General features: G+C 72.5%; 26 protein-coding genes. 18 read left to right on the forward strand and 8 right to left on the reverse strand.

The genetic code is table 11. The annotated features are described in order from the left end of the window. Positions 1-54: 54 nt before the first annotated feature. Genes M3C17_RS01920 through M3C17_RS01930 form a run of 3 tightly spaced genes read left to right on the forward strand, consistent with a single transcriptional unit; the run spans position 55 to position 2650 of the window. On the forward strand, positions 55-957 hold the full coding sequence (locus M3C17_RS01920; protein WP_259975961.1) for an SDR family oxidoreductase: 903 nt from the start codon (positions 55-57) through the stop codon (positions 955-957). Continuing rightward, a complete protein-coding gene (locus tag M3C17_RS01925; RefSeq protein WP_259975962.1) occupies positions 954-1736 on the forward strand; it encodes a MaoC/PaaZ C-terminal domain-containing protein in 783 nt (260 codons plus the stop codon). Before M3C17_RS01920 ends, M3C17_RS01925 begins: the two co-directional genes overlap by 4 nt. After that, positions 1733-2650 (forward strand): NAD(P)-dependent oxidoreductase, encoded by a 918-nt coding sequence (locus M3C17_RS01930; protein ID WP_259975963.1) that lies wholly within the window; start codon positions 1733-1735, stop codon positions 2648-2650. Before M3C17_RS01925 ends, M3C17_RS01930 begins: the two co-directional genes overlap by 4 nt. On the opposite strand, the gene coaE is transcribed toward M3C17_RS01930, so the two are convergent. Next, complete coding sequence (gene coaE, locus M3C17_RS01935) at positions 2625-3257, reverse strand: dephospho-CoA kinase (RefSeq protein WP_259975964.1); 633 nt, start codon at positions 3255-3257, stop codon at positions 2625-2627. The two genes, M3C17_RS01930 and coaE, sit on opposite strands and share 26 nt — an antisense overlap. A gap of 31 nt (positions 3258-3288) precedes the next feature. Next, complete coding sequence (locus M3C17_RS01940; protein WP_259975965.1) at positions 3289-3798, reverse strand: GNAT family N-acetyltransferase; 510 nt, start codon at positions 3796-3798, stop codon at positions 3289-3291. 131 nt (positions 3799-3929) lie between these two features. Between M3C17_RS01940 and M3C17_RS01945 the strand changes: the two genes are divergently transcribed. Together M3C17_RS01945 and M3C17_RS01950 are read left to right on the forward strand one after the other, a co-directional pair. Further along, positions 3930-4490, forward strand: coding sequence for an acyl-CoA thioesterase (locus tag M3C17_RS01945; protein ID WP_259975966.1), 561 nt, complete (start codon positions 3930-3932; stop codon positions 4488-4490). A 56-nt stretch (positions 4491-4546) separates the two neighbouring features. Then, complete coding sequence (locus M3C17_RS01950) at positions 4547-5947, forward strand: hypothetical protein (protein WP_259975967.1); 1401 nt, start codon at positions 4547-4549, stop codon at positions 5945-5947. Here the strand turns inward: M3C17_RS01950 and M3C17_RS01955 are convergent. Genes M3C17_RS01955 through M3C17_RS01965 form a run of 3 tightly spaced genes read right to left on the reverse strand, consistent with a single transcriptional unit; the run spans position 5902 to position 7756 of the window. After that, positions 5902-6507 (reverse strand): hypothetical protein, encoded by a 606-nt coding sequence (locus M3C17_RS01955; protein WP_259975968.1) that lies wholly within the window; start codon positions 6505-6507, stop codon positions 5902-5904. The two genes, M3C17_RS01950 and M3C17_RS01955, sit on opposite strands and share 46 nt — an antisense overlap. Further along, positions 6504-7064: a DUF4352 domain-containing protein gene (locus M3C17_RS01960; protein ID WP_259975969.1), complete on the reverse strand. Its 561-nt coding sequence runs from the start codon at positions 7062-7064 to the stop codon at positions 6504-6506. Before M3C17_RS01960 ends, M3C17_RS01955 begins: the two co-directional genes overlap by 4 nt. After that, the gene (locus tag M3C17_RS01965) at positions 7061-7756 is read right to left on the reverse strand and encodes a hypothetical protein (RefSeq protein WP_259975970.1); all 696 of its coding nucleotides are present in this window, start codon (positions 7754-7756) and stop codon (positions 7061-7063) included. The genes M3C17_RS01960 and M3C17_RS01965 overlap by 4 nt, the downstream gene beginning before the upstream one ends. A gap of 178 nt (positions 7757-7934) precedes the next feature. On the opposite strand from M3C17_RS01965, the gene M3C17_RS01970 reads away from it, so the two are divergent. The 8 genes from M3C17_RS01970 (at position 7935) to rocD (ending at position 18647) form a co-directional block, all read left to right on the forward strand. Next, entirely contained in the window at positions 7935-9476 is a 1542-nt protein-coding gene (locus M3C17_RS01970) for a Re/Si-specific NAD(P)(+) transhydrogenase subunit alpha (protein ID WP_259975971.1), read from the forward strand. Next, on the forward strand, positions 9473-10870 hold the full coding sequence (pntB, locus tag M3C17_RS01975) for a Re/Si-specific NAD(P)(+) transhydrogenase subunit beta (protein ID WP_259975972.1): 1398 nt from the start codon (positions 9473-9475) through the stop codon (positions 10868-10870). The genes M3C17_RS01970 and pntB overlap by 4 nt, the downstream gene beginning before the upstream one ends. Positions 10871-10971: 101 nt before the next feature. Then, positions 10972-14601 (forward strand): proline dehydrogenase family protein, encoded by a 3630-nt coding sequence (locus tag M3C17_RS01980; protein WP_259975973.1) that lies wholly within the window; start codon positions 10972-10974, stop codon positions 14599-14601. 90 nt (positions 14602-14691) lie between these two features. Then, a complete protein-coding gene (locus M3C17_RS01985; protein ID WP_259975974.1) occupies positions 14692-15159 on the forward strand; it encodes a hypothetical protein in 468 nt (155 codons plus the stop codon). After that, positions 15159-15389, forward strand: coding sequence for a helix-turn-helix transcriptional regulator (locus M3C17_RS01990; protein WP_259975975.1), 231 nt, complete (start codon positions 15159-15161; stop codon positions 15387-15389). Before M3C17_RS01985 ends, M3C17_RS01990 begins: the two co-directional genes overlap by 1 nt. Next, the gene (locus M3C17_RS01995) at positions 15386-16378 is read left to right on the forward strand and encodes an NAD(P)-dependent alcohol dehydrogenase (protein WP_259975976.1); all 993 of its coding nucleotides are present in this window, start codon (positions 15386-15388) and stop codon (positions 16376-16378) included. The genes M3C17_RS01990 and M3C17_RS01995 overlap by 4 nt, the downstream gene beginning before the upstream one ends. Before the next feature lie 170 nt (positions 16379-16548). Beyond that, a complete protein-coding gene (gene ddaH / locus M3C17_RS02000) occupies positions 16549-17427 on the forward strand; it encodes a dimethylargininase (RefSeq protein WP_259975977.1) in 879 nt (292 codons plus the stop codon). Beyond that, positions 17424-18647: an ornithine--oxo-acid transaminase gene (rocD, locus tag M3C17_RS02005; RefSeq protein ID WP_311198417.1), complete on the forward strand. Its 1224-nt coding sequence runs from the start codon at positions 17424-17426 to the stop codon at positions 18645-18647. Before ddaH ends, rocD begins: the two co-directional genes overlap by 4 nt. Positions 18648-18737: 90 nt before the next feature. Here the strand turns inward: rocD and M3C17_RS02010 are convergent, their stop codons facing one another. The 3 genes from M3C17_RS02010 to M3C17_RS02020 are packed head-to-tail and all read right to left on the reverse strand — an operon-like array spanning position 18738 to position 20863. Beyond that, positions 18738-19022, reverse strand: coding sequence for a hypothetical protein (locus tag M3C17_RS02010; RefSeq protein WP_259975978.1), 285 nt, complete (start codon positions 19020-19022; stop codon positions 18738-18740). Between the two features lie 60 nt (positions 19023-19082). Beyond that, positions 19083-20417 carry an MFS transporter gene (locus tag M3C17_RS02015; RefSeq protein WP_259976020.1) on the reverse strand — a complete coding sequence of 445 codons (1335 nt, stop codon included), beginning with the start codon at positions 20415-20417 and terminating at the stop codon, positions 19083-19085. A 5-nt stretch (positions 20418-20422) separates the two neighbouring features. Next, on the reverse strand, positions 20423-20863 hold the full coding sequence (locus M3C17_RS02020; RefSeq protein ID WP_259975979.1) for a MarR family winged helix-turn-helix transcriptional regulator: 441 nt from the start codon (positions 20861-20863) through the stop codon (positions 20423-20425). A gap of 71 nt (positions 20864-20934) precedes the next feature. On the opposite strand from M3C17_RS02020, the gene M3C17_RS02025 reads away from it, so the two are divergent. From M3C17_RS02025 to M3C17_RS02045, 5 genes are all read left to right on the forward strand, one after another. Continuing rightward, positions 20935-21681, forward strand: a complete 747-nt coding sequence (locus tag M3C17_RS02025; RefSeq protein WP_259975980.1) for a copper homeostasis protein CutC — start codon at positions 20935-20937, stop codon at positions 21679-21681. A gap of 9 nt (positions 21682-21690) precedes the next feature. Next, positions 21691-22551 carry an alpha/beta fold hydrolase gene (locus M3C17_RS02030; protein WP_259975981.1) on the forward strand — a complete coding sequence of 287 codons (861 nt, stop codon included), beginning with the start codon at positions 21691-21693 and terminating at the stop codon, positions 22549-22551. Between the two features lie 142 nt (positions 22552-22693). Then, on the forward strand, positions 22694-23431 hold the full coding sequence (locus tag M3C17_RS02035) for a DUF1684 domain-containing protein (protein ID WP_259975982.1): 738 nt from the start codon (positions 22694-22696) through the stop codon (positions 23429-23431). 33 nt (positions 23432-23464) lie between these two features. Continuing rightward, positions 23465-24514: a biotin/lipoate A/B protein ligase family protein gene (locus M3C17_RS02040; protein WP_259975983.1), complete on the forward strand. Its 1050-nt coding sequence runs from the start codon at positions 23465-23467 to the stop codon at positions 24512-24514. Beyond that, positions 24493-25506 carry a site-specific DNA-methyltransferase gene (locus M3C17_RS02045; RefSeq protein WP_259975984.1) on the forward strand — a complete coding sequence of 338 codons (1014 nt, stop codon included), beginning with the start codon at positions 24493-24495 and terminating at the stop codon, positions 25504-25506. Before M3C17_RS02040 ends, M3C17_RS02045 begins: the two co-directional genes overlap by 22 nt. The last annotated feature ends 11 nt before the right edge of the window (positions 25507-25517 follow it).

The raw sequence follows: 25517 nt of genomic DNA on the forward strand, positions 1-25517 counted from the left end.
TCGCGGCATCCGACACCCGCGTCCGCCGACGCCGCTCAAAGGAGAGAGTCGACCATGGCAGGAATCCTCGAAGGCCGCGTCGCCATCGTCACCGGGGCCGGTCGCGGCCTCGGCAGGGAGCACGCCCGCGAGCTCGCCCGGCAGGGCGCGAAGGTCGTGGTCAACGACCTCGGCACCACCCTCGACGGCAACGGCGTCTCCGTCGGCCCCGCCCAGGAGGTCGTCGACCTCATCGCGGCCGAGGGTGGCGAGGCCGTCGCGAACGGCGCCGACATCGCCGACTTCGCCCAGGCCGGCGCTCTGGTCGCACAGGCCGTGTCGACCTTCGGCCGCCTCGACATCCTCGTCAACAACGCCGGCTTCGTGCGCGACCGCATGCTCGTGAACGCCGACGAGGACGAGTGGGACGCCGTGATCCGCGTGCACCTCAAGGGTCACTTCGCGCCGCTGCGTCACGCCGCGGCGCACTGGCGGGCGGAGGCCAAGGCCGGGCGGCAGCCGGACGCGCGCGTCATCAACACCTCCTCCGGCGCCGGCCTCCAGGGGAGCATCGGGCAGGCCGCGTACTCGGCGGCGAAGGGCGGCATCGCGTCGCTCACCCTGGTCGCCGCGGCCGAACTGCAGCGGTACGGCGTCGGCGTCAACGCGATCGCCCCCTCCGCCCGCACCCGCATGACCGAGGGGCCGTTCGCGGAGGCGATGGCCGCGCCGGAGGACGGCTTCGACCGGATGGATCCCGCCAACGTGTCGCCCGTGGTGGCCTGGCTCGCCAGTGCCGACTGCGACGTGACCGGACGGGTCATCGAGGTCGAGGGCGGCCGCATCTGCCTGGAGGAGGGGTGGCGGCACGGCCCCGTCCGCGAGCTCGACCGGCGCTGGACCGCTGCGGAGGTCGGCGACGCCGTGCGCGCCCTGGCCGCCGAGGGCACCGCCCCCGAGCCGGTGTACGGCGCATGAGCGCGGGGGACTGGGCCGGGCGCGATCTGGGCGAACGCACCGTCGGCTACGACGAGCGCGACGCGATCCTCTACGCGCTGGCGGTCGGCGCGCAGGCCACCGACCTCGACCTCGTGTTCGAGGAGCGGCTGCGCGTGCTGCCGTCGTTCGGCCTCACGCTCGCGCAGTGGGCTCCCGACGTGCTGGCCGAGGCCGGGGCGTTCGACGCGCGGGCCGTGCACGGCTCGCAGACGCTCGAGGTGCATCGCCCGCTGCCCCGCTCGGGGGAGCTGCGGCTCGCCGCCCGGGTGGGCGACGTGTGGGACAAGGGCTCCGCTGCCGTGTTCGACGTGATCGTGGAGTGCGCGGAGTTCACCGCCACGTGGTCGCTGTTCGCCCCGGGCGTCGGCGGTTTCGGCGGGGAGCGGGGGCCGTCGCGTCCGGTCGCGGCCGAGCGCCCTGGCGGCGCCACCGCGTCCGTCCGCACCTTCCCCACACAGGCCGCCCTGTACCGGCTTACGGGCGACCGGCATCACATCCACATCGACCCCGCCGCCTCCGCGCGCATCGGACAGCCCGTGCCGATCCTGCAGGGGCTGTGCACCCTCGCCGCGACGACCCTCGTGCTCGCCGCGGCGCAGGGCGCACATCCGGCCGAGCTGAGCTCGCTGCAGGGGCGTTTCAGCGGGCCCGTCGTCCCCGGCGACGTGCTCGAGGTCGAGCACTGGGAGGGTGGCGCGTTCGAGCTGCGTCGCGACGGCACGCCGGTCATCTCCGATGGCAGGGCGGTGTTCGCATGAGCCGCGTGCTCGTGGTCGGCGCGACCGGGATGATCGGCAGTCATGTGGCTGCCGACCTCGCTGCACGGGGGGACGCGGTGACCGTGATGGCCCGGCGGGAACCCTCCGACCGCGACCCGGCCGCCATCGCCGGCATGCCCCGGGTGCAGGCGGACTACACCGACCAGGACGCTTCGCCTGCGTTGCTCGACGGCTTCGACGCAGTCGTCTTCGCCGCGGGCAACGACATCAGGCACGTGCCCGCCGAGCAGGAGGATGCGGCGTTCTGGGAGCGCACGCAGAGCGTCGGGGTGCCGCGCTTCGCCGCGCTCGCGAAGGCCGCAGGGGTCGGACGGTTCGTGCAGATCGGCAGCTACTACCACCAGCTGCACCCCGAGTGGACGCAGCGCATCCCGTACGTGGCGGCGCGACGGGACGCCGACGAGCGGACCCGCGCGCTCAGCGACGAGGGTTTCGCGGCGATCACGCTCAATCCACCGTCCATCGTCGGCGCCGACGAGCGGGGTGTCCGGCGCTTCGCCCGCATGGTCGCGTGGACCCGCGGTGAGCTCGACGAGCCCGCCCTGTTCGCACCCCCGGGCGGCACTAACTACCTCTCCGTGCGTTCGCTCTCGCAGGCCGTGCGGGGCGCGCTCGACGCCGGCGAGGGCGGGCGGGCCTACCTGGTGGGCGACGCGAACCTCACCTACCGCGCCTACTTCCAGCTGCTCGCGGATGCCGCGGGGAGTCCGCACACGATCGAGGAGCGCGACCGGGAGCACCCGTTCCAGCCGGACCGCTTCATCGTGCAGGGCCGCGGCGCCGTGATCGCCTATGAGCCGGACCCCGCGGAGACGGCGCTGCTCGGCTACGACCGGGACGATGTGCCGCGTGCGCTGGTCGAGATCGTCAGCGCCGTGGACGCGCTGCGCTGAGCTGCTCCCACAGGGCGGCGGCGGCCGCCAGGGTGTCGTCGAGGGTGCCGTCCGTGCGCAGCACCACATCGGCGACGGCCACGCGGTCGGCCTCCTCGCCCTGGGCCCGCAGCCGCTGCTCGGCCTCGGCGTGGTCGTGGCCGCGGTCCTCCCGCAGCCGCCGCAGCCGCACGTCCTCCGCGGCCTCGACCGTCACCACCAGGTCGTAGGTCCAGGGCAGCGGCGCGGTCCTCCTGCTCAGCAGCGGGATCTCGTGCACCACGACGCCCGGGCTCGCCACGGCCTCCGCGATGCGGGCCGCGACCTCGTCCAGGATCGCCGGGCGGAGCAGGGCGTCGTAGCGTCGTCGCAGCTCCGCGTCGGCGAAGACGCGTGCGCCCACGGCCGCCCGGTCCAGTCCGCCGTCCGGTGCCAGCACCCCGCCCCCGAGCAGTGCGTCGATGCCGGCGAGCAGCGCGGCACCGTCGGCGGTCGTGGGGTCCACCACCGCACGGGCGGCGGCGTCGCCGTCCACGATGCGCGCGCCGTGCCCGGCGAGAGCCCGTGCGACCGTGCTCTTGCCAGCGGCGATCCCGCCCGTGAGACCCACCAGGGTCGCGACGGTCATCCGTGGTGCTCGGCTCTCGGCCGCGGCCGGGTCAGGGCCGGACGAAGCGGACCTCGGTCAGGGTCTCGCCGAGGAAGGGCTCGGTGTGCGTGGCGCCGTCGAGACGGAAGCCGTTGCGCGTGTAGAAGCGGTGCGCACGCGGGTTGTCCTCGGCCACCCAGAGGTAGAGCGGCTCGTCCTTCTCGACCGCGGCGTCGAACAGCTTCTGGCCGATGCCGGTGGAGTGGTACGCGTCGAGCAGGTAGATGAAGTACAGCTCACGGAAGGCCGGGGCGTCCTTGTCGCGCGCGGGGCCGGAGCCGACGAAGCCCACGATCTCCCCGTCGACCAGAGCGGCGTTCATCTTGAAGTCGGGGCCCTGCGAGGCCCAGTGCGTCCACAGCTCGGCCATGCGGCGCGGGGACACCTTCTCCAGCGCGGCCTTGCTGATCAGGTGATCGTAGGTCTCGTGCCAGCACTGTGCGTGCACGCGACCGAGGGCTTCCGTGTCCACATCACGGACCGGGCGGACGATGACATCGGGCTGGGCTTCGGCGCTCATGCGGTGACTCTACGCGCGGCTCCGTGAAAATCGGAAATCCACCGGAGGGCCCTCGCGGAGCCCCGGCGTGGGCTAGAGGATCCGCACAACGATATTCACGGTTCGTGCGCCGATGGCTACGATCGATCCTCGTGAATGTGATCTGGCGGACCCTCCTCGTGATCCTCGGTGCGCGGCGTCGCGTGCGGCAAGGGAAGACCCTCGATCCGACGGCCGTGGGCAGCGTCACCGTCACCACGCTCCCCACGGACCTCGACATCCTGCGGCACATGAACAACGGACGCTATCTCTCCCTGTTCGACCTCGGGCGGTGGGACCACCTGATCCGCACCGGACTGTTCGACGTGATGAAGCAGCGCAGCTGGTATGCGGTCGTGTCCAGTGAGACGATCACGTTCCGCAAGTCGCTGCAGCTGTGGCAGCGCTTCGAGGTGCAGTCCCGGTTCATCGGGCACGACGACAGGGCACTGTTCCTGGAGCACCGCGCCGTGGTCGACGGCGAGGTGTACGCGCGGGCCATCGTGCGCGCCCGCGTACTGCGTCGCTCCGGCGGCACGGTCAGCAACGAGGAGCTGTTCGCCGCGGTCGGCCGCCCGGACGGCGTGCCGGAGATCGACGCGTGGGTGCACGTCTGGGCGGCCGCCTCCGCGCTCCCGCCCGTGCGCACTCCGGCCCCCAGCATCTGGAACTGACGCGCGGCGGGTATCGACGAACTCCCCGCACGTCCTCTTGCCGATATGTTGGTCGCGTGCTGGCCATCCTGACGACTGCCGGGCGCGTGCTGTTGCGGCACTGGCCCGCGCTGATGGCGTGGTATCTGGCCGGCGTCCTCGTGCACTACGTCGTCACCGAGCTCGCCGGCTTCGTCGGGGCGTCCTCGGCCACGCTGGGCTTCCTGGTGCTGCCGATCGCCATCCTCGCGCGACTCATCAGCCTCGTCGCGATGTTCCTCGTGCTGCGCGACGGCCTCCGCAACCTGCAGGAGGTCGCACCGCTTCCCGAGGCTCCCGCCGAGCGGCGACGGACGTTCCTCGCGGCCCTGCTCGCGGGCATCCTCCCGTTCTTCGCCGTCTACTGGGCGCAGGGACTGCTCGGTGAGGACGTGCGCGCCTACTCCGCCAGGGCTCTGGAGGTGCGCAACGGCATCGTCTGGACGGCGAGCGTGAACGGCGAAGGGCCGGTGAGCGCAGACGACACCATCCTGAACCTGCCGCTCAACGGGTGGACCGTCGCGATCATCGTGCTGGCCTTCGCCGGGCGGTGGGCGTGGTCGAAGTGGTCGGCGAAGCTCGCGGCCTGGCTGTCGCCGGTGGCGGTGTACTTCGAGGTCGTCTGGGTCTTCTTCTCGGTCATGCTGCTGGGTGACGTCTTCGAGGCCGTGCGCGCCTGGGTCGACAGCCGCGCGGCGGTCGCCTTCCTGGAGGACGTGCGCGAGCGGATGCTGGACGCCGTGGCGCCGCTGCGCTGGCTCTGGGAGGGCATCGGCTGGGTGCTCACGGAGGCCGGGCCCGTGCTGCTCGCCCCGCTCGCCTGGCTCACGATCGCCGGGGTCGTCTTCGGCCAGGCCATCGTCGCGGAGAAGCTGCGCGTCGAGAACCAGTTCCTGTCCCGCTTCCGTCAGCACGCGGAGGCGATCCCCAACCCGCTCGTGCGGCGGCTGCGCGACCTCGGCGACGAGCTGGGCGCGCGATTCCGGCCCATCGGCCGCGCCCTCCTGCTGATGTGGCGGGCCGGTCCCCTGCTCGTGGGGTCGTACGCCCTGCTGTACGTCATCGTGAAGGCTCTCGAGTCCTTCCTCGCGTTCGGCGTGACAAGGCTGATCGGTCCGCACGACTACGTCTTCTGGGCGATCGCGACGCCCCTCGTCTCCCTCGTGCCGCTGCTGCTCGTGGAGCCGGTGCGCATCGCCGTGATCAGCGGCGCGTACGACGCCACGCTCGGGCGCCTGCGTCGCAAGCAGCAGGAGCGGGGCGACAGCACGACCGCATCGGCGGCGGAGACCGAGATGCGCGCGGTGGCCGATGCCGCCGGGCTGCTGCCCTCTTCCGTGGACGCGGTCGCGGCCGCCATGGTCACCGCGCCGCCCCGTGACGGCGTCGGCGGTCAGAGCTCGAACGCGAACCTGAGGAACGAGCCGCCGGCGTCGTAGGGGCGGACGTCCACCCAGAAGGGCCCCTCCGCATCCTCCGGCACCACGAACGGCACGATGAGCTCGTACGGGCTGAGCTGATCCGCGAGGCATGTCTCCGGCTCGTCCGCACTCCAGGGCAGCCCGATCTCGAGTCGCACCGGTCGCCACTCCCGACTGGTGGACTGCTCCACGAGGCGCGGCGTCTCGCACGAGACGCCTTCGGCGCTGGCATCCACCGGCACGGCGACGGCGATCAGGCGGGTGTCTTCGGGCACGTCGAGGCCCGAGACGTCGTCGACCTCTCCGCCCCGCACCGGCCCCCAGACGGCGCCGACCAGCTCCGCATCGTCGCCGTCCCCGACCTCCACCGGCGTGACCGCGCGGGCGCCGAATCCGAAGTACTGGTACCACTCCTGCCAGCCGACCGCAACGGCCGTGGCAGGGGCGAGCAGCACCAGGGCGACCAGCGCGAGGCGATTGCGGCGCCACCACCCCTGGCGTGCGACGGGCGCGTCTACCGGCTCGGGTGGGGGCGTCGTCGGGGTCGAGGGTCTGAGCGGGGGAGGGATCGTCATCATCGTGCCCAGCCGTTCTCGTCGAGCAGCACCTCGGCGTCGACCGGGAGCTCCGTCAGGTCGATCGGCAGCTCGATCACGCCGTCGAGCAGGACCTCGCTGCCGCCGGCCCCTGGCACCCCCAGTCGCAGGGTCGCGCGCTCGTCCGTCACATCGTCCGGAAGCTCGAAGGCGAGGGTCCCGGCACGTGGCACCCCGGTCACGAGCGCCTGCTGGAAGAAGGTCGCGCCGCGCTCAGTCGCGCTGAAGGTGCGGTCGCCCACCGCGAGCTCGGCCAGGCGCAGCGTGCTCAGGTCCTGCGTCACCCGGGTCGCCGCCTCCACGTCCACCACGAGCCAGGTACCGTCGGCCGACCACCCCTTCGTGTCGGTGATGCGCTCGGCGAGCCGCACGTCGGTCACCGTGGCGGTGAGGTTGCGGACGGCGGCGGGCTCGCCGACCGTGGCGACCTGCGGGAACGGGGCGGTGCCGGCGTCGTCGGGCAGCGTGAGCTTCGACACGCCCCAGGCTGCAGCGAGCAGCGCCGCGGTGAGCAGCCAGATCAGCACGGTCTTCTTCACGGAGCCGCCACCTCCTCGACCGTGGCGGTGAGCGTCGCGCCGACGCGGACGTCGTCCCAGTAGTCGCCGCGGATGACGCTCTGGCCGACGTAGTGGGTCGAGTCGGGCAGCGTGAGCGCGAGCTCCTCGCCGTCGCGCACGTCATCGGGGCCGACGAGCCAGGCGAGCAGCAGGCGGGCCGGCACATCCGGCTGCAGCATCGGCGCGGCCAGTCCGTCGTCGGCGCGGGAGACCGTCGGCTTCTCGTCGAACCCCTCGATCCGGATGCCGTCGACGACAGCGGAGGTGGGGGAGATCGACGTGGAGCCGCGCGGCTTCGGGAACGTGTTCACGACGTCCACGGTCACCACGAGCAGGCGCTCACCCTTCTCCTCGTCGGGGAACAGGGCCGCCATGCCGCGGTCGTCGCGCAGCTCCACACCCACCACGGACAGCTCCAGGTCGGAGCCCGTGTAGGTGTCGCCGACCTCCAGTGCCGGGATCGGATCGACGGCCGCGGCTTCGAGTCCGCCGAAGACGGCCGTGCCCGCGAGCAGCAGCGCACCGGCGCCGGTGATCAGCCACGACGTCGGGATGAGGTCGATGCTGCGTCGCGCCCAGCCGAGCACCTTCGCGCGGGCATCCGGGGGCGACGAGCTCGCGCGGGGGCCGGTGTGCGGCGGCGCCGTCCCCTCCGGCGGTGTCGTGGTCACGGCAACAGCATAGGGGCGGTCGCGGTCTGACGGTTTCCGCAAGAACGCCGGTTCTTTCCCCGTCACAGAGCCGGAAGCGGGGCGGATGCGCCGCGGCCCGTCAGTACTGTGAGCGAAAAGCGAGGGGTGAGGACGCCCCCGGGAACCCCGTCGATGCGGACGGGTGGAGGAGGATGCAGTGGCAGTCATCGGCATCGTGCGGGAGCCTGCGGGCGAAGCACGGGTCTCGGCCACCCCGGCGACGGTCGCGTCGCTGCGGAAGCTGGGACACACGGTCAGGGTCGAGCGGGGAGCGGGCGCCGACGCGTCCTACCCCGACACCGAGTACGAGACGGCGGGGGCCGCGCTCACGGATCGCGCAGGGGCGTGGGGGAGCGAGATCGTGCTCGCCATCACCGCACCCGGCGCGGACGAGATCGCGCTGCTCGCGCCGGGGTCCACGCTGATCGCCCTGCTCTCGCCCGCGCTGCGGCCCGAGCTGCTGCAGGACCTGGCCGCTCGCGGAGTGACCGCGCTCGCGCTCGACGCCGTGCCGCGCATCTCGCGGGCGCAGTCGATGGACGTGCTCAGCTCGATGGCCAACATCGCCGGATACCGCGCCGTCGTCGAGGCCGCGCACGAGTTCGGCCGCTTCTTCACGGGTCAGGTGACCGCGGCGGGCAAGGTCCCACCGGCGACCGTGCTGGTGGCGGGTGCCGGGGTCGCGGGGCTCGCGGCCATCGGCGCCGCGTCGAGCCTCGGCGCGATCGTGCGCGCGACCGACCCGCGCCCCGAGGTCGCCGACCAGGTCACGTCCATCGGCGGCACCTACCTTCCGGTTGACGTGGAGGTCGCGGCCTCCGCCGACGGCTACGCCAAGGCCACGAGCGCCGACTACGACCGCCGTGCGGCGGAGATCTACACCGAGCAGGCGGCCCAGGTCGACATCATCATCACCACCGCGCTCATCCCCGGCAGGGCAGCCCCGCGACTCATCACGGCGTCCGACGTCGCCCTCATGAAGCCGGGCAGCGTGATCGTCGACATGGCGGCGGGGCAGGGCGGCAACGTGGAGGGATCCGTCGCGGGCGAGCGCGTCGTCACGTCGAACGGCGTCGTCATCCTCGGCTACACCGACCTGGCGTCGCGACTGGCCACGCAGGCCTCCCAGCTGTACGGCACGAACCTCGCGAACCTCGTGGCCCTGCTCACCCCGGGCAAGGACGGGGTGCTCGCGATCGACGAGGCCGACGTGGTGCAGCGCGCGGTCACCGTCGTCCGCGACGGCGAGGTGACGTGGCCGCCGCCCGCCGTGGCGGTGGCAGCCGCCCCGGCCTCCGGCCCTGCTGCTCCCGCAGCCGAGGCGCCGGCCCCGCCGAAGCACGTGTCCGCGGCGCGACGGGTGCTGCTGATCGTGGTCGGCATCGCCGCCCTCTTCGCGGTCAATGCGGTCGCGCCGCCGCCGCTGCCGCAGCACTTCACGGTGCTCGTGCTCTCCGTCGTGATCGGGTTCTCCGTGATCGGCCGGGTGCATCACGCGCTGCACACCCCGCTCATGTCGGTGACCAACGCGATCTCGGGCGTCATCGTGGTGGGGGCGATGCTGCAGATCACCTCGCCCGTGCCCCTCGTGCAGGTGCTCGCCGCGATCGCGGTGCTGCTGGCGTCCATCAACATCTTCGGCGGCTTCGCGGTCACGCGTCGCATGCTCGCCATGTTCACGAAGGGCGGCCAGAAGTGACCGTCGACGCGCTCGCCGGCGCGGCCTACATCGTCGCCGCGCTGCTGTTCATCCTCAGTCTCACCGGTCTCAGCCGGCACGAGTCCGCCCGCGCCGGTGTGATCTACGGCATCTCCGGCATGACCCTGGCGCTGCTCGCCACCGCGGGCCTGACGATCGCGGGCGCCTGGAGCACCGGCGCCTTCCTGGGCCTCGGGCTGCTCGTCGTCGCCGTGCTCCTCGGCGCCGCGATCGGGCTGTGGCGGGCCAGGGTCGTGGAGATGACGGGCATGCCGGAGCTGATCGCCCTGCTGCACAGCTTCGTGGGTCTGGCCGCCGTGCTCGTCGGGTGGAACGGCTATCTCGCTCACCCCGCGCTCGCCCCGGAGCTGGTCGGCATCCACAATGCCGAGATCTTCATCGGCATCTTCATCGGCGGCGTCACGTTCACCGGCTCCATCGTCGCGTTCCTGAAGCTCTCGGCGCGCATCTCCTCGAGGCCGCTCATGCTGCCGGGGAAGAACGCCCTGAACGTCGGCGCGGTCCTCGCGTTCGTGGCCCTCACCGTGTGGTTCGTCGCCGACCAGCAGCTGTGGCTGCTCATCGCGGTCACCGTGTTGTCCTTCGCGCTCGGCTGGCACCTCGTCGCCTCGATCGGCGGCGGCGACATGCCGGTGGTCGTCTCGATGCTGAACAGCTACTCGGGATGGGCGGCCGCCGCGGCCGGCTTCCTGCTGAACAACGACCTGCTGATCGTCACCGGGGCGCTGGTCGGCTCGTCGGGCGCGTACCTCTCCTATGTCATGTGCAAGGCCATGAACCGGTCGTTCCTGTCGGTCATCGCCGGCGGCTTCGGCATCGCGGCCCCGAGCGCCGACGACGCCGACCACGGCGAGCACCGCGAGGTCACCGCCGAGGGCGCCGCCGAGCTGCTCTCCGCCGCGCGCAGCGTGGTGATCACCCCGGGCTACGGCATGGCGGTCGCGCAGGCGCAGTACCCGGTCGCCGACCTCGTGCGCCGGCTGCGCGAGCGCGGGGTGGACGTGCGCTTCGGCATCCACCCCGTCGCCGGCCGACTGCCGGGGCACATGAACGTGCTGCTCGCCGAGGCCAAGGTGCCGTACGACATCGTGCTGAGCATGGAGGAGATCAACGACGACCTCGCGGCGACCTCCGTCGTGCTCGTGATCGGCGCGAACGACACCGTGAACCCGGCCGCCGCCGAGGACCCGGGGAGCCCCATCGCGGGCATGCCCGTGCTGCGCGTGTGGGAGGCGGAGAACGTGATCGTGTTCAAGCGCTCCATGGCCGCCGGGTACGCGGGCGTGCAGAACCCGCTGTTCTTCCGGGAGAACGCGTCGATGCTGTTCGGCGACGCGAAGCAGCGCGTGGAGGACATCATCGCGGCGCTGTGACGGCTCCACCCCCCTCCACCCCGGTCCGTCCGCGCAGGTTTCTGCGGCAGGACCGGGGTGGGCCCGTGCCAGGAGAGGACTCCGGATCTAGGGTGAGCATCATGGCAGCCCCCTCTCTCGCCGACAGCGCCGTCGAACTCGCGCGCCGGTGGGCGGTCGAAGCCGCCGCGGCCGAGGTCGATCCGTCCGCCGCGCGGCTCGCCGGCGTGCTCCGCGACGCGAACGGGCTTCCCTTCACGCTCGGCTTCGTGGACGGCGTCATGCGCCCGGAGAGCCTGACCGCGGCCGCCGCCCAGCTGCACCGGATCGCGCCGATCGTGCCCGACTTCCTGCCGTGGTACCTGCGCTCCGCCGTGCGCCTCGGCGGCGGGATGGCACCCGTCCTGCCCGCCCCCGTCGTGCCGATCGCGCGGCGGGCGCTGCGCGAGATGGTGGGGCATCTCGTGGTGGACGCGCGGCCGGCCAAGCTCGGTCCCGCGATCGCACGGCTGCGCGAATCCGGCGCTCGGCTCAACCTCAACCTGCTGGGCGAGGCGGTGCTCGGCGAGGCGGAGGCGGCGCGCCGCCTCGACGGCATCCATGAGCTGATCCGCCGTCCTGACGTGGACTACGTGTCGGTGAAGGTGTCGGCCATCGTGAGCCGCATCTCGATGTGGGGTTTCGACGAGGTCGTGGATCGCGTGGTCGAGCGCCTCCTGCCCCTGTACGTGACGGCGGCGGGCGACCGCACCTTCATCAACCTCGACATGGAGGAGTACCGCGACCTCGACCTCACGATCGCGGTGTTCACGCGGCTGCTGGAAGACCCTCGGCTCACCGGGCTGGAGGCCGGCATCGTGCTGCAGGCGTACCTCCCGGACGCGCTCCCGGCACTGCAGGAGCTCACCGCGTGGGCGCAGGACCGCGTCGCACACGGCGGCGCCCGCATCAAGGTGCGGCTCGTGAAGGGCGCGAACCTCGCGATGGAGCACGTCGAGGCGCGGCTGCACGGCTGGACCCCGGCGACCTACGACACCAAGCTCGACACGGACGCCAACTATCTGCGCTGCCTGGACTGGGCGCTCACCCCCGAGCGCACCGGCGCCGTGAAACTGGGCGTCGCCGGACACAACCTCTTCGGCATCGCCTACGCGTGGCTGCTGGCGGGCGAGCGCGGGGTGCGCGACCACGTCGAGTTCGAGATGCTGCTGGGCATGGCGCAGGGCCAGGTGCGGGCGGTCTCCCGCGAGGTCGGCCCCGTGCTGCTGTACGTGCCCGTCGTGGCCCCCGCGGAGTTCGACGTGGCGATCAGCTACCTCGTGCGGCGCCTGGAGGAGAACGCCTCCCCGGACAACTTCCTCTCCGCCGCGTTCCAGCTCCATGACGACGAGACGCTGTTCGCGCGCGAACGCGACCGCTTCCTCGACGCGCTCGACCGCTCGACCGACGCCACGCTGCGCCGCGGGCCACGGCGGACGCAGGACCGCACGGCGCCCGTGCACGAGTCGGTGCGGCCCACCCCGGTGGCCCCGGTGGACGAGACCGAGCTCACGAAGGCCGTGCTGGGCATCGCCCGCGGCTCCGACGGGGCCGACACCGGGGCCTTCCTGGAGACGGCCGTGTATGCGGCGCGCGAGCGGGGCGAGGACACCGGGGGTGCCCCGGGCTTCGCGAACACCCCCGACACGGACCCCGCGCTGCCCGCGAACCGCGACTGGGCCCGCGAGGTGCGCGCACGCCTGACGGCCGCGACCGTGGGCGAGGCCGCGCTCGCGGCCGCCCGCATCGACGAGTCCGCGGCGCTCGACCGCGTGGTGGAGGGCGTGCAGGAGGCGGCGACCGCGTGGGGCGCCCGGCCGGCGGCGGAGCGCTCCGAGGTGCTGCTGCGAGCCGCGGCGGCGCTGGAGTCGCGCCGCGCCGAGCTGATCGAGGTCGCGGCCGCGGAGACCGGCAAGGTGTTCGCGGAGGCGGACGTCGAGGTGAGCGAGGCCGTGGACTTCGCCCGGTACTACGCCGCCACCTGCCGCGAGCTCGATGCGATCTCCGGGGCGGTGTTCGTCCCGGCCAGGGTGACGGTGGTCGCGCCGCCGTGGAACTTCCCCCTCGCGATCCCCGCGGGCGGGGTGCTGGCCGCGCTCGCCGCGGGTTCCGGCGTGGTGCTCAAGCCCGCGCCGCAGGCCCGGCGCTGCGCCGCCGCAGTGGCCGAGGCGCTGTGGGAGGGCGGTGTGCCCCGCGATGTGCTGGCGCTGATCGACATCGAGGAGGACGAGCTCGGTCGCGCCCTGATCACGAATCCGGCGGTGGACCGGGTGATCCTCACCGGCTCGTGGGAGACCGCGGCGCTGTTCCGCTCCTGGCGCCCCGATCTGCCGCTGCTGGCCGAGACGAGCGGCAAGAACGCGATGATCGTCACGCCGTCGGCCGACCTGGACCTCGCCGTGGGCGACCTCGTGAAGAGCGCGTTCGGTCATGCGGGGCAGAAGTGCTCGGCGGCCTCCCTCGCGATCCTGGTGGGACCGGTCGGCCGGTCGCAGCGGTTCGCACGGCAGCTCGCCGATGCCGTCCGGTCGCTGCGCGTGGGCTGGCCCACGGATCCGCAGGCCGAGGTCGGTCCGGTGATCGAACCGCCCCGCGGCAAGCTGGCGTGGGCGCTGGGCGAGCTGGAGGGCGACGAGCGGTGGCTGATCGAGCCCGCACTCGTGGAGGGCGATGCCACCGGACGGCTGTGGCGGCCGGGGGTGCGCGTCGGCGTGCAGCCGGGGTCGCGGTTCCACACCGAGGAGTTCTTCGGCCCCGTGCTCGGCGTGATGCACGCGCCGACGCTGGCCCGGGCCGTGGAGCTTCAGAACGCGGTCGCCTACGGTCTCACGGCGGGGCTCCACACGCAGGACCCCGACGATCTCGCGCTGTGGCTCGACAGGGTCCAGGCGGGCAACCTCTACGTCAACCGCGGCACCACCGGCGCGATCGTGCAGCGGCAGCCCTTCGGCGGGTGGAAGCGGTCGTCGGTGGGTCCCGGCGCGAAGCCGGGCGGGCCGAACCATCTGATCGGCCTGGGCACCTGGCGCTCACGGCACAGCGGCGCCGCCTCCAGCACGCTGCACCTGCGCGGCCTCGACTCCCGCATCACCGCGCTGATCGAGTCGGCGCAGCCCTCGCTGGCGTACGAGGAGTTCGAGTGGCTGCGCCGCTCCGCGCTGTCGGACGCGCTGGCGTGGGACCGGGAGTTCGGACGGGTGCGCGACGTGTCGCAGCTGGAGGTGGAGCGCAACCTGTTCCGCTATCGCCCTGTACCTGTGGAGATCAGGGCGACGGAGGATGCGGCGCTGCAGGACGTGCTGCGGGTGGTGCTCGCCGGGGTGCGCGCGGGGGCGGACTTCGTGCTGTCGACCCCGGTGGGGCTGCCCGCGGAGGTGCGGCGGGCCCTGGGCGACCTGGGGGCCGTGGTGTTCCTGGAGTCGGACGACGAGTGGATGCAGCGGATGCTGCGGGCGCAGGAGGCTGCGGCGGACGGTGCGGCAGCGGGCTCGCGTCACGACCGGGTGCGGCTGGTGGGCGGCCGGGCGGCCGTGGCGCGTACGCACGCGGAGCTGGCCGCGGCTTCGGGCGGCGACCCGGACCTCGCGGTGTACGACGCGGAGGCGACGGCGGCCGCCCGCATCGAGCTGCTGCCGTTCGTGCACGAGCAGTCGATCTCGATCACCGCGCACCGCTACGGCAACCCGGACCCGTGGAGTGCCGGGGTCATCTGACCGCATGCATGCCTCGCGGCGCACCGCGGATCTCGTCCGGGTGAAGGTGTAAAAGATTCTTGACATCGCACGGTGGATCGACTTACTGTCGTGTCAAGAATCTTTTACATCACGGAGGACGTCATGGTCTACGAGGAACGCAATGTCTGGGCGGGGCTCATCGTCAGCCCGATCGTCCTGGTCGTGTACATCGTGCTCGTGCTGCAGCAGGCCGACGGCGGGCCCCTGACCGCGGTCGACTGGTTCCCGCTCATGCTCTGGTCCATCGGCGGCGGCATCGTCGCCACGATCCTCCTGAGCATCGGGTGGGGCATCGTCGCGGGCATGCGGGAGCCGGACGGCGTCGGCCGCTCCGACATCCGCGACCGCGACATCGGGCGCATGGGCGCCAGGGTCGAGCAGGCCTTCGTGGCGATCGCCGGGCTCGGCGTGATCGTGCTGTGCGGCGTCGGCGCCGACGTGTTCTGGATCGCGAACACCATGTACCTCGGGTTCGCGGTGGCGGCCCTCGTCGGCGGCATCGCCCGCGCCATCGCCTACCGCCGAGGACTGGTCTGATGGTCAAGCCCACCCTCGTCGCCAACACCATCCGCGTCCACAGGGAGCGCGCGGGGCTGACCCAGGCGGAGCTCGCCCGCACGATCGGCGTGACCAGGCAGACCCTCATCGCGATCGAGCAGCAGAGGTACTCGCCGACACTCGAGCTCGCGTTCCAGATCGCCCGCGCCTTCGGGGTCGGGCTCGACGACCTGTTCACGTATCCCACCGACACCGGAGGTGCCTCATGACCGCGACCATGGCCGCCTGGCGCCGCGAGACCTACGGCCCTGCCGAGGGCGTGACGCGCGAGCGGCTGCCGTTGCCCGAGCCGCACCACGGCGAGGTCCTGCTGCGCGTGCAGGCCACGGGGCTCAACGCGGGGGACGTGCGACTGCTGCTCGGGGACCCGCTGCTGGTGCGTCCGGCCTTCGGGCTCACCCGGCCGAAGCACCCCGTGCGGGGGATGGAGGTCGCGGGCACCGTGGTCGGCATCGGGCCGGACGTGGTCGGGGTCGAGCTCGACGAGCACGTGGTGGGCGAGCTCGTGGGCGGCGGCGGGCTCGCCGAGTACGTGCGGGTGCCCGCCGCCCGCCTGGTGCCGATCCCGCCCGGGGTCTTCGCCGAGGCCGCCGCCGTGCTGCCCGTGGCCGGCGGCACCGCGTGGCAGGCGCTCGATCGCGCCGGCGTCGGCCTGCACGGCGGCGCCCCGCGGGTCCTGGTGATCGGGGCCTCCGGCGGCGTCGGCACCTTCGCGGTGCAGCTCGCCGCCCTCCGCGGGGCCGAGGTGTGGGCGTCGTGCCGGGCGCGGAACGCCGCCCTGGTCGAGCGCCTGGGGGCCGTGCGCACGCTCGACCACCGCGAGGAGCCGCTGCGCGCGCTGCCCGCCGGCACCTTCGACGCGATCGTCGACGTCGCGGGCGGCATCCCGCTGCGGGAGTTGCAGCGCCTCGTCGTGCCGCACGGCCGGGTCGTACTGGTCACCGGTGACGGCGGGCACGTGCTGGGGCCGATCCCGCGGATGCTGCGTGCGGTCGTGCTGTCGCTCGGGTCGCGCCGGATCCTGCCGCTCGCGGCGACGCCCCGCCCGGAGATCCTGGCGAAGCTGCTCGAACTCGTCGACGACGGCCGCCTGGTCCCCGTCATCGAGCGCTCCTACGCGTTCGACGAGGCCGGAGCGGCGCTGGCGCACCTGGAGGAGGGCCACACGGTCGGCAAGCTCGTCGTCCGCGGCACCTGAGGCCGTCCGCCGCGCGAGTCGCGGATCTGGCGGCGTCCAGGCGCGGATGACACAATGGACTCCGGCGTGCCCGAGTCGCATCTTCCCCTCCGCCTCTTCCGAGCAGGGGGTCGAAGGACCGCCGGGCCCCTGGACAGCGTCCGCCGCGCCCGTTCACACGAGGAGCATCCATGTCGACGCCGGAGACCGCCGTCACCGCCGCCCCCGCGCGCACCGCGCACCGCCGCCACTACCTGATGTGCCGCCCCGAGCACTTCACGGTGAACTACTCCATCAATCCGTGGATGGAGCCGTCGCGGCCGACCGACACCGCCAACGCCGTCGCGCAGTGGCAGAAGCTGTACGACCTGTACGTCGAGCTCGGCCACGAGGTCGAGCTCATCGACCCGCTGCCCGGCTACCCCGACATGGTCTACACGGCCAACGGCGGCTTCCTGATCGACGGCCGCGCCTACGTGCCCGAGTTCCGTTTCGTGGAGCGTCAGGGCGAGGCACCGGCGTTCGCCGACTGGTTCCGCGCCGCGGGCTACGACACGGTGATGCCGAAGGAGGTCAACGAGGGCGAAGGCGACTTCCTGCTCGTCGGCGACGTGATCCTCGCCGGCACCGGCTTCCGCTCCACCGGCGACAGCCACCGGGAGGTCGGCGAGGTGTTCGGACGCGAGGTCGTCTCGCTCAACCTCACCGACCCCCGCTTCTACCACCTCGACACCGCGATCGCCGTGCTCGACCCCGTGCAGGGCGTGGAGAACGGCGGCCCGGAGCGCGCGAACATCGCGTACCTCCCCGGCGCCTTCGACGACGCCAGCCGTGCCGAGCTGGAGAAGCGGTTCCCCGACGCGATCCTGGTCTCCGACGAGGACGGCGCGGTGTTCGGCCTGAACTCCTCCAGCGACGGCTACAACGTGATCATCTCCCCGCGCGCGAAGGGCTTCGAGCAGCAGCTCCGCGAGCGCGGCTACAACCCGATCACGGTCGACCTGTCCGAGCTGCTGCTCGGCGGCGGCGGCATCAAGTGCTGCACGCTCGAACTGCGCGGTGCGCAGTGACCGCGGTCGAGTCCGGCGCCGTGCCCGGCGGGGCCGTGACCGCGTACGCGGAGCCGCACGTCGCGCACAACTACCACCCGCTGCCGATCATGATCGCGCGGGGTGAGGGCGCCTGGGTCACCGACGTCGAGGGCAAGCGCTACCTCGACCTGCTCGCGGCCTACTCCGCCGTGAACTTCGGTCACCGGCACCCCGCACTTGTGGCCGCGCTCACCGAGCAGCTCGGCCGCGTGACCCTGGTCAGCCGCGCATTCCAGAGCGACCGGCTGGAGCCGTTCGCCGCCGCACTCGCGGAGCTCTGCGGCAAGGAGCTCGTGCTGCCGATGAACACCGGCGCGGAGGCGGTCGAGACCGGCATCAAGGTCGCCCGCGCCTGGGGCTACCGCGTGAAGGGCATCCCCGAAGGCAAGGCCCGCATCGTCGTGGCCCAGGGCAACTTCCACGGCCGCACGACCACGATCGTCAGCTTCAGCGACGACGAGACCGCGCGCGACGACTTCGGGCCGTACACGCCCGGATTCGACCGCGTGCCGTTCGGTGACGCGGAGGCCATCGCCGCCGCGATCACGGAGGACACGGCGGCCGTGCTCGTCGAGCCCATCCAGGGCGAGGCCGGCGTGGTCATCCCGCCGGAGGGCTACCTGCGCCGCATCCGCGAGATCTGCGACGAGAAGAACGTGCTGTTCATCGCGGACGAGATCCAGGCGGGCCTCGGTCGGGTCGGCGAGACCTTCGCGTGCGACCGCGAGGGCGTCGTGCCGGACCTGTACCTGCTCGGCAAGGCGCTCGGCGGCGGCATCCTCCCGGTCTCGGCCGTGGTGGGGAACACCGACGTGCTGGGTGTCATCCGCCCCGGCGAGCACGGCTCCACGTTCGGCGGCAACCCGCTCGCCGCGGCCGTGGGCCTGCGCGTGGTGGAGATGCTGCAGACGGGCGAGTTCCAGGAGCGCGCCCGTGCTCTCGGCGCGCACCTGGAGGAGGCGCTGCGGCCCCTGATCGGGCACGGCGTCACGGCCGTGCGCATCGCGGGACTGTGGGCCGGCGTCGACATCGACCCCGCCATCGGCACCGGCCGCGCGATCGCCGAGAAGCTGCAGGAGCGCGGCGTGCTCGTGAAGGACACGCACGGCCAGACCATCCGCATCGCCCCGCCGCTCGTGATCCGCGCGACCGAGCTCGACTGGGCGGTCGAGCAGCTCAAGGTCGTGCTGGGGGCCTGAGCCCCCTCACACGCAGACGATCCGCAGACGCGGGCGACGGCATCACCCGTCGACCACGGCGTCCGCGGATCGTTCGCGTTCGGCGCCGGCTCAGGCGGGCGGGGAGTCCGGGTCGAGGGTCTTCAGAGTGTCCTCTTCAGCCGGGTTGTCGGCCGCCAGCTCGTCCTCGGTGGTGTCGTCGCCGCCCAGAGGCGCGTCGTGACCGGGGCCGGAGCTGCCCTGGATGGCGCCGCCGGTCGACTCACCGCGCGAGCTGTCGCCCTGGATCGCGCCGCCGGTGCCGTCGCCCTGGCCGGAGTTCTCATCCGGCACGTCGACGCCGGGAGCGCCTTCGGCCGGATCCTGCGGGTGCGGGGTGCTCATGTTCTCGTCCATGCCCCGACGGTACGTCCGGGGTCCCGCGGTGCGGAGGGCGTTGACAAACCGCCGCGGCCGTCACTCGCCGTCGTCGCGTCGGGGGAGGCGGATGGGCGTGGTCGCCGCGGTCTTCTCGGTGTAGTCGACCGGTTCGACCGGCTGCACGACGCGCAGCGGCCGGGTCTCGTCGAGCGTGAGCCGGAACCGGCTGCTCTCGTGGCGGTGCAGTCGACCGGAGGTGAACACCCAGATCGCGCCGATCGCGCACGCGAGGAAGCCCGCGGTGCCGCCGAGCATGATGGCCGCCCGCGGCCCATACGCGTCGGCGACCCAGCCGGCGATCGGCGCGCCCACCGGGGTCGAGCCCATGATGACCGCCATGTAGAGCGCCAGCACGCGGCCCCGGAGTGCCGGGTCGGTCGTGATCTGCACGTAGCCGTTCGCGGTGGTCAGCAGCGTGACGATCATGAAGCCGGTGAACGTCAGCGTGACCGCGTAGGAGAGGTAGGTGGGCATCGCGGCCGAGACGAACGCCGCGATCCCGAAGCCGCCCGCCGCGAGGATGACCACGCGCACCCTCGCCCTGTCGCGACGCGCGGCGAGCAGGGCGCCGATGAGCGAGCCGATCGCGAGGACCGAGCTGAGCACGCCGTAGCCGTCGGCGCCGGAGCCGAACTCGAGCGCCATGGTGGAGGCGAAGATCGGGAAGTTCATGCCGAACGCGCCGATCAGGAACACGGTCACGAACACGACCTTGAGGTCGCTGCGCGCCCAGACGTAGCGGAATCCCTCCGCGAGCCCGCCGCGGCTGCGGTTCTTCGGCCGAGGGGCGAGCAGGTGGGTCCGCATCAGCATCAGCGCCAGGATCATCGCGAGGAACGTCGCCGCGTTGGCGATGAACACCCATCCGGAGCCGATCGCGACGATGAGCAGGCCGCCCACGGCCGGCCCGACCATCCGTGCGAGGTTGAAGGAGGCGGAGTTGAGCGCGACCGCGTTGGAGGTGTCGGCGGCCGACACCATGTCGGACACGAACGCCTGCCGGGCGGGAGCGTCGAAGGCGTTGACGACGCCGAAGCCGAGGGCGAACGCGAACATCATCGGCAGCGTCATGAGGCCGGCGAGCAGCAGGGAACCGACGGCGATCGCGAGGGCGAGCAGCGCGCCCTGGGTGGCGAGCAGGATGCGGCGGCGGTCGAAGCGGTCGGCGACCCAGCCGGTCAGGCTCACGAGCACCAGCGGAGGGCCGAACTGCAGCGCCATGGTGACGCCCATGGCGGTGGCGTCGTTGTCGGTCAGCTCGGTCAGCACGACCCAGTCCTGCGCGGTCGCCTGCATCCAGCCGCCGACGTTGGAGACCAGGGCTCCGGCGAACCAGATGCGGTAGTTGAGGTTCGCGAAGGAGCGGAACATGGCGCTCATCGCTCGACCACCCTCCGCATCAGCTCGCTGGCCTCCCGCAGCGTCGCGAGCTCCTGTTCGGTGTAGTCGACCTCGCGGAGCATGTCGGCCAGCAGCACATCGCGGCGGCGGATGGTCTCCACCACGATCTCCGCGCCGGACGGGGTGATGTCGACCTGCACACGGCGGCGGTCGTCCTCGTCCTGCGTGCGGACGACGAAGCCCTGCTCCTCGAGGCCGTTCACGATGCTCGTCATGGACGGAGCGGTGACGCGCTCGCGCTCGGCCAGGGTCGAGATCGTGCGGCGGCCGTTCATGCGCAGGTCGGCGAGCACCGCCAGCTGCGTGTCGCTCATGGCGTCGGCGGCGCGGACGCAGCGGAGGCGGCGGGCGAGCCGGAAGGTGGCCAGGCGCAGGTCTGTGGCGGTGAGGTGGAGGGATTCATCGGACGCAGACATTACTTAGTTAGCCTATCTAATTTTTCGCCACGCGGGCAGGGGGTGCGGGCGGGACCGGGCAGAATGGAGGGGTGACCCGTCGCCTCGCTCTCGAAATCGCCGTCCAGGACCCTGCCGGAGTCCGCATCGCCGCAGAGGTGGGAGCCGCTCGCGTCGAGCTGGCGACCGCCCTCGCCCTCGGCGGCCTCACCCCGTCGCCCGCGACGCAGGAGCTCGCGCTCGCCGCCGCGGGCGCCGACGGGCCCGAGGTCCACGTGCTGATCCGGCCGCGCGCCGGCGGATTCCACTACGACGCCGACGAGCTCGCTGTCGCCGAGCGCGACGTCCGCCACGCGATCGCGGCCGGGGCGGCCGGCGTCGTCATCGGTGCTCTCGACGCGGAGGGGCGGCTCGACCGCGACGCCGTGGCGCGGCTGCGCGACGCGGCCGACGGCGCCTCGGTCACCCTGCACCGGGCGATCGACATGACCGCCGACCCTGTCGCCACCCTGCGCGCCGCCCGCGAGCTGGGGCTGCGCCGCGTGCTCACCTCGGGCGGAGCCTCCGCCGCGATCGACGGGATCGACACGCTGCGGGCGCTCGTCGCGGCCGCCGAGGGGCGGATCGAGGTCATGGCAGGCAGCGGCGTCGACGTCGCGAGCGCCCCACTGCTCGCCGCGACGGGAGTCGACGCCCTGCACTTCTCCGCCAAGCGCGCGGTGACCGAGGACGGCGGCGTGCGCATGGGCTCCGCGTCCGACGGCGTCGGCGGCTATGAGGTCACCGACCGCAGCACCGCCCTCGCGATCGCGGAGGCGCTCGCGCAGAGTGACCGCTAGGGTCTGACCGTGACGGAAACCCGCGAGTTCACGGATGCCCACGGCATCGCCATCGTCTACGACGTCCACCCCGCGGCAGGCACCCCGCGCGGAGTCGTGCAGCTGCTGCACGGGGTGGGCGAGCACGCCGGCCGCTACCCCGCGCTGATCGGCGCCCTCACCGCCGCCGGCTTCACCGTCTACGCCGACGACCACCGCGGTCACGGGCGCACCGGGATCCGGCAGCATGGCGGCCCCGAGCGGTTGGGCCGACTGGGCCCCGGTGGTCTGCGCGCCGCGAAGGACGCGCTGTGGCAGCTCACCCGGCTCATCCGCGAGGAGAACCCCGACCTCCCGCTCGTGCTGCTCGGGCACTCCTGGGGGTCCTTCCTCGCGCAGATGCTCGTGAACGAGCACGCCGACGCCTACGACGCCGTGATCCTGTCCGGCTCCGCGCTGCGCCTGCCCGGATCGCTCAACGCCGCCCCGCTCAACGCCCGCTGGGCCGCGACGGAGGGTGCGACGGGGTTCGAGTGGCTCAGCCGCGACCCGGCCGTGGGGGCGGCGTTCCACGAGGATCCACTCACCACGGACGTGCCGCTGCTGAAGCTCTTCGGTCCGGTCGAGGCCGCGCGGCTGTACGGGCGCCCGGCGAGGAACCTCGGCCGCGACCTGCCGCTGCTGCTGCTCGTGGGGCGGGACGACCCGGTGGGCGGACCCCGCAGCGTGCACAAGCTCGCCGACGAGTACCGCACGCGCTCCGGGCTCACGGATGTCACCACCCTCGTGTACCCGGACGCCCGCCACGAGATCTTCAACGAGCTGCAGCAGGACGAGGTGCGCGCCGACGTGCTCGCCTGGCTCGACGCGCGCATCCCCGCTCGCGACTGATCCCCGCCCCGCATTCCGGTCCCCCCGGGAGTGTGACGCGGGATGACGCGCGGTGAAGGCGTGTGACGAGCGGTGTCCGTGCGCCCTCCGGCCGCTCTAGATTCGGGCTCATCCGCAGGAGCGACGGGGAGGGCGCGCGGCGATGAGTTTCCGGAGCGACTGGCACGACTGGCATGCCGCGCGCGAGCGCTACGCCGGGGCGGAGTACGGGCCGTCCGCTCTCGAGTCCACGAACTGGCTCATCAGCGAGCCGGCCGCCGTCGACGGCATCCCCGGGCTGTGGGCCCTCGCCGGCGACGACGGCATCCGCGGCACCGAGCTCGGGCAGCACGGGTCGAGCGTGACGCTGCGCGGCACCCAGACGCTGCGGATCGGGCGGCGCGAGCTGCGGGTGTTCGACCGCAACGGCGCGATCGCGCTGCGCGTGTGGAACCCGGCGCGACCGCAGCGGGAGTGGTTCACCGCGATCGACGCCTACGCCCCGGATGAGCGGTGGCGGCTGCCGGCCCGGTTCGAGCCGACGCCGGGGGAGCGGATCGTGGTGACCTCGGTCGACGGCGCCTCGCGCGAGACCGAGGTCGCCGGTCGGCTGCACTTCACGCTCGCCGGAGCCGCGCACGTGCTCACCGTCACGCGGACCGCGCAGGGCGCGCTGACCGCGGTGTTCGGCGACGGCACGAACGGCCTGGAGACGTACCGCTTCCGCTTCCTCCCGGTGGACGATCCCGCAGCCGACGGCACCGCGATCCTCGACTTCAACCGCGCTTACCTGCCGCCGTGCGCGTTCTCGGACCAGTTCGTGTGCCCGCAGCCTCCGCCGGGCAACCGCTATTCGACGCCGATCAGGGCGGGCGAGCGCGTGGTCGTGCTCGGCGGCTGACCCCCGCGGCATCCCGCGCCTTAAGCTGGAACCGTGCACGGTGAATACAAGGTCCCTGGGGGCAAGCTCGTCGTCGTCGACCTCGAGGTCGAGAACGACCGGATCGCGCGCTTCCGGCTCGCCGGAGACTTCTTCCTCGAGCCCGACTCCGCGCTCGACGACATCGATGCCGCGGTCAACGGCCTGCCCGTCGAATCGGATGCCTCTGCCATCGCGGCGGCCGTCCGGGGTGCGCTCCCCGCGGGCGCGCAGCTGCTCGGCTTCACGCCGGAGGCTGTGGGGACCGCGGTGCGCCGTGCGCTCGTGACCGCTCCGGGCTGGGGCGACTTCGACTGGGAGGTCGTGCACGAGAAGGCGGTCTCGCCGCGCATGAACCTCGCGCTGGACGAGGTGCTCACCTCACGCGTGGGTGAGGGCCGGCGTCGTCCGACGCTGCGCATCTGGGAGTGGGACGAGTCGGCCGTGGTGATCGGCTCGTTCCAGTCGTACCGCAACGAGGTCGACCCGGAGGGGGCGGCCCGCCACGGCTTCGACGTGGTGCGGCGCATCTCCGGCGGCGGCGCGATGCTGATGGCCGCGGGCCAGATCATCACCTACTCGCTGTACGTGCCGGCCTCGCTCGTCGCCGGCATGACCTTCGCCGACTCCTATGCGTTCCTCGACGACTGGGTGCTGCAGGCGCTGCGATCGCTCGGCATCGACGCCGTGTACCAGCCGCTCAACGACATCGCGAGCCCGACGGGGAAGATCGGCGGCGCTGCGCAGAAGCGTCTCGCGAACGGCGGCGTGCTGCATCACGCGACGCTCTCCTACGACATCGACGGCCAGGTGCTCACCGAGGTGCTGCGCATCGGGCGCGAGAAGCTCAGCGACAAGGGCACCGCGTCGGCGGCCAAGCGTGTGGATCCGCTGCGCAGCCAGACCGGTCTGGAGCGGGCGGAGATCATCGAGCGCTTCAAGGACACGTTCCGCTCCCTCACCTCAGCGGAGGACGGCAGCATCACGCCGGAGGAGTACGAGGCGGCGGAGGCGCTGGTGGCGTCGAAGTTCGCCACCGACGCGTGGCTGCATCGGGTGCCGTGACCGGCGCCGACGACGACTCCGCGACTCGCGCTGAGGGCAGCCGAGAGGAGTCGCGGGGGTCGGTCGAGATCATCGAGGGCGACAACCTCGCCGTCGCGGCGACCCTCCCGTCCGCCTCCTTCACCCTCGTCTACCTCGACCCGCCGTTCAACACCGGCCGGGCGCGCGAACGCCAGGTCGTCACCGCACGCCGCACGTTCACAACGCAGGAGAAAACGGAGTCCCGCGCGGAGGCCATTGCGGAATCTCGCGGCACCGCCGATCCAGACACCGCAGATCTCCTGAGAACCGAACATGGGGCCGGCGAGCCCGAGGTGCGCCACGGCTTCCACGGGCATCGATACGAGCGCGTGCGCGGCATGCTCCGCACCTACGACGACAGCTTCGACGACTACGGCGCCTTCCTCATGCCGCGGCTGGAGGAGGCGTGGCGGCTGCTGGCCGACGACGGCACGCTCTACCTGCACCTGGACTACCGGGAGGCGCACTACGCCAAGGTCATGCTGGATGCGGTGTTCGGTCGCGACTGCTTCCTGAACGAGCTCATCTGGGCCTACGACTACGGCGCGAAGTCGCGGCGCCGCTGGCCCACGAAGCACGACACGATCCTGGTGTACGTGAAGAACCCCCGCACCTATGTGTTCAACTCCGACGACGTCGACCGGGAGCCGTACATGGCGCCGGGTCTGGTCACGGCGGAGAAGGCGGCCCGCGGCAAGCTGCCGACCGACGTGTGGTGGCACACCATCGTGCCCACGACGGGGCGCGAGAAGACGGGGTATCCCACGCAGAAGCCGGAGGGGATCCTGCGGCGCATCGTCACCGCGTCGAGCCGGCCGGGGGATCGGGTGCTCGACCTGTTCGCGGGCAGCGGCACGACGGGAGCGGTGGCGTCGGCGCTCGGCCGGGACGCGGTGCTGGTCGACGACAACCCCGAAGCGGTGCGTGTGATGGCCGCGCGGATTCCGCACGCCGAGGTCAGCCGCGGCTGAGACCCGGCACC

The sequence above is a fragment of the Microbacterium sp. p3-SID336 genome (genome assembly GCF_025143365.1).
Taxonomy (GTDB): domain Bacteria; phylum Actinomycetota; class Actinomycetes; order Actinomycetales; family Microbacteriaceae; genus Microbacterium.

Bases quoted from the DNA above. Each gene is read 5' to 3' on its own strand.
- M3C17_RS01920 (WP_259975961.1), top strand. From the start codon at position 55: ATGGCAGGAATCCTCGAAGGCCGCGTCGCCATCGTCACCGGGGCCGGT.
- M3C17_RS01925 (WP_259975962.1), top strand. From the start codon at position 954: ATGAGCGCGGGGGACTGGGCCGGGCGCGATCTGGGCGAACGCACCGTC.
- M3C17_RS01930 (WP_259975963.1), top strand. From the start codon at position 1,733: ATGAGCCGCGTGCTCGTGGTCGGCGCGACCGGGATGATCGGCAGTCAT.
- coaE (WP_259975964.1), bottom strand. From the start codon at position 3,257: ATGACCGTCGCGACCCTGGTGGGTCTCACGGGCGGGATCGCCGCTGGC.
- M3C17_RS01940 (WP_259975965.1), bottom strand. From the start codon at position 3,798: ATGAGCGCCGAAGCCCAGCCCGATGTCATCGTCCGCCCGGTCCGTGAT.
- M3C17_RS01955 (WP_259975968.1), bottom strand. From the start codon at position 6,507: ATGATGACGATCCCTCCCCCGCTCAGACCCTCGACCCCGACGACGCCC.
- M3C17_RS01980 (WP_259975973.1), top strand. From the start codon at position 10,972: ATGGCAGCCCCCTCTCTCGCCGACAGCGCCGTCGAACTCGCGCGCCGG.
- M3C17_RS01990 (WP_259975975.1), top strand. From the start codon at position 15,159: ATGGTCAAGCCCACCCTCGTCGCCAACACCATCCGCGTCCACAGGGAG.
- M3C17_RS01995 (WP_259975976.1), top strand. From the start codon at position 15,386: ATGACCGCGACCATGGCCGCCTGGCGCCGCGAGACCTACGGCCCTGCC.
- ddaH (WP_259975977.1), top strand. From the start codon at position 16,549: ATGTCGACGCCGGAGACCGCCGTCACCGCCGCCCCCGCGCGCACCGCG.
- M3C17_RS02010 (WP_259975978.1), bottom strand. From the start codon at position 19,022: ATGGACGAGAACATGAGCACCCCGCACCCGCAGGATCCGGCCGAAGGC.
- M3C17_RS02015 (WP_259976020.1), bottom strand. From the start codon at position 20,417: ATGTTCCGCTCCTTCGCGAACCTCAACTACCGCATCTGGTTCGCCGGA.
- M3C17_RS02020 (WP_259975979.1), bottom strand. From the start codon at position 20,863: ATGTCTGCGTCCGATGAATCCCTCCACCTCACCGCCACAGACCTGCGC.
- M3C17_RS02035 (WP_259975982.1), top strand. From the start codon at position 22,694: ATGAGTTTCCGGAGCGACTGGCACGACTGGCATGCCGCGCGCGAGCGC.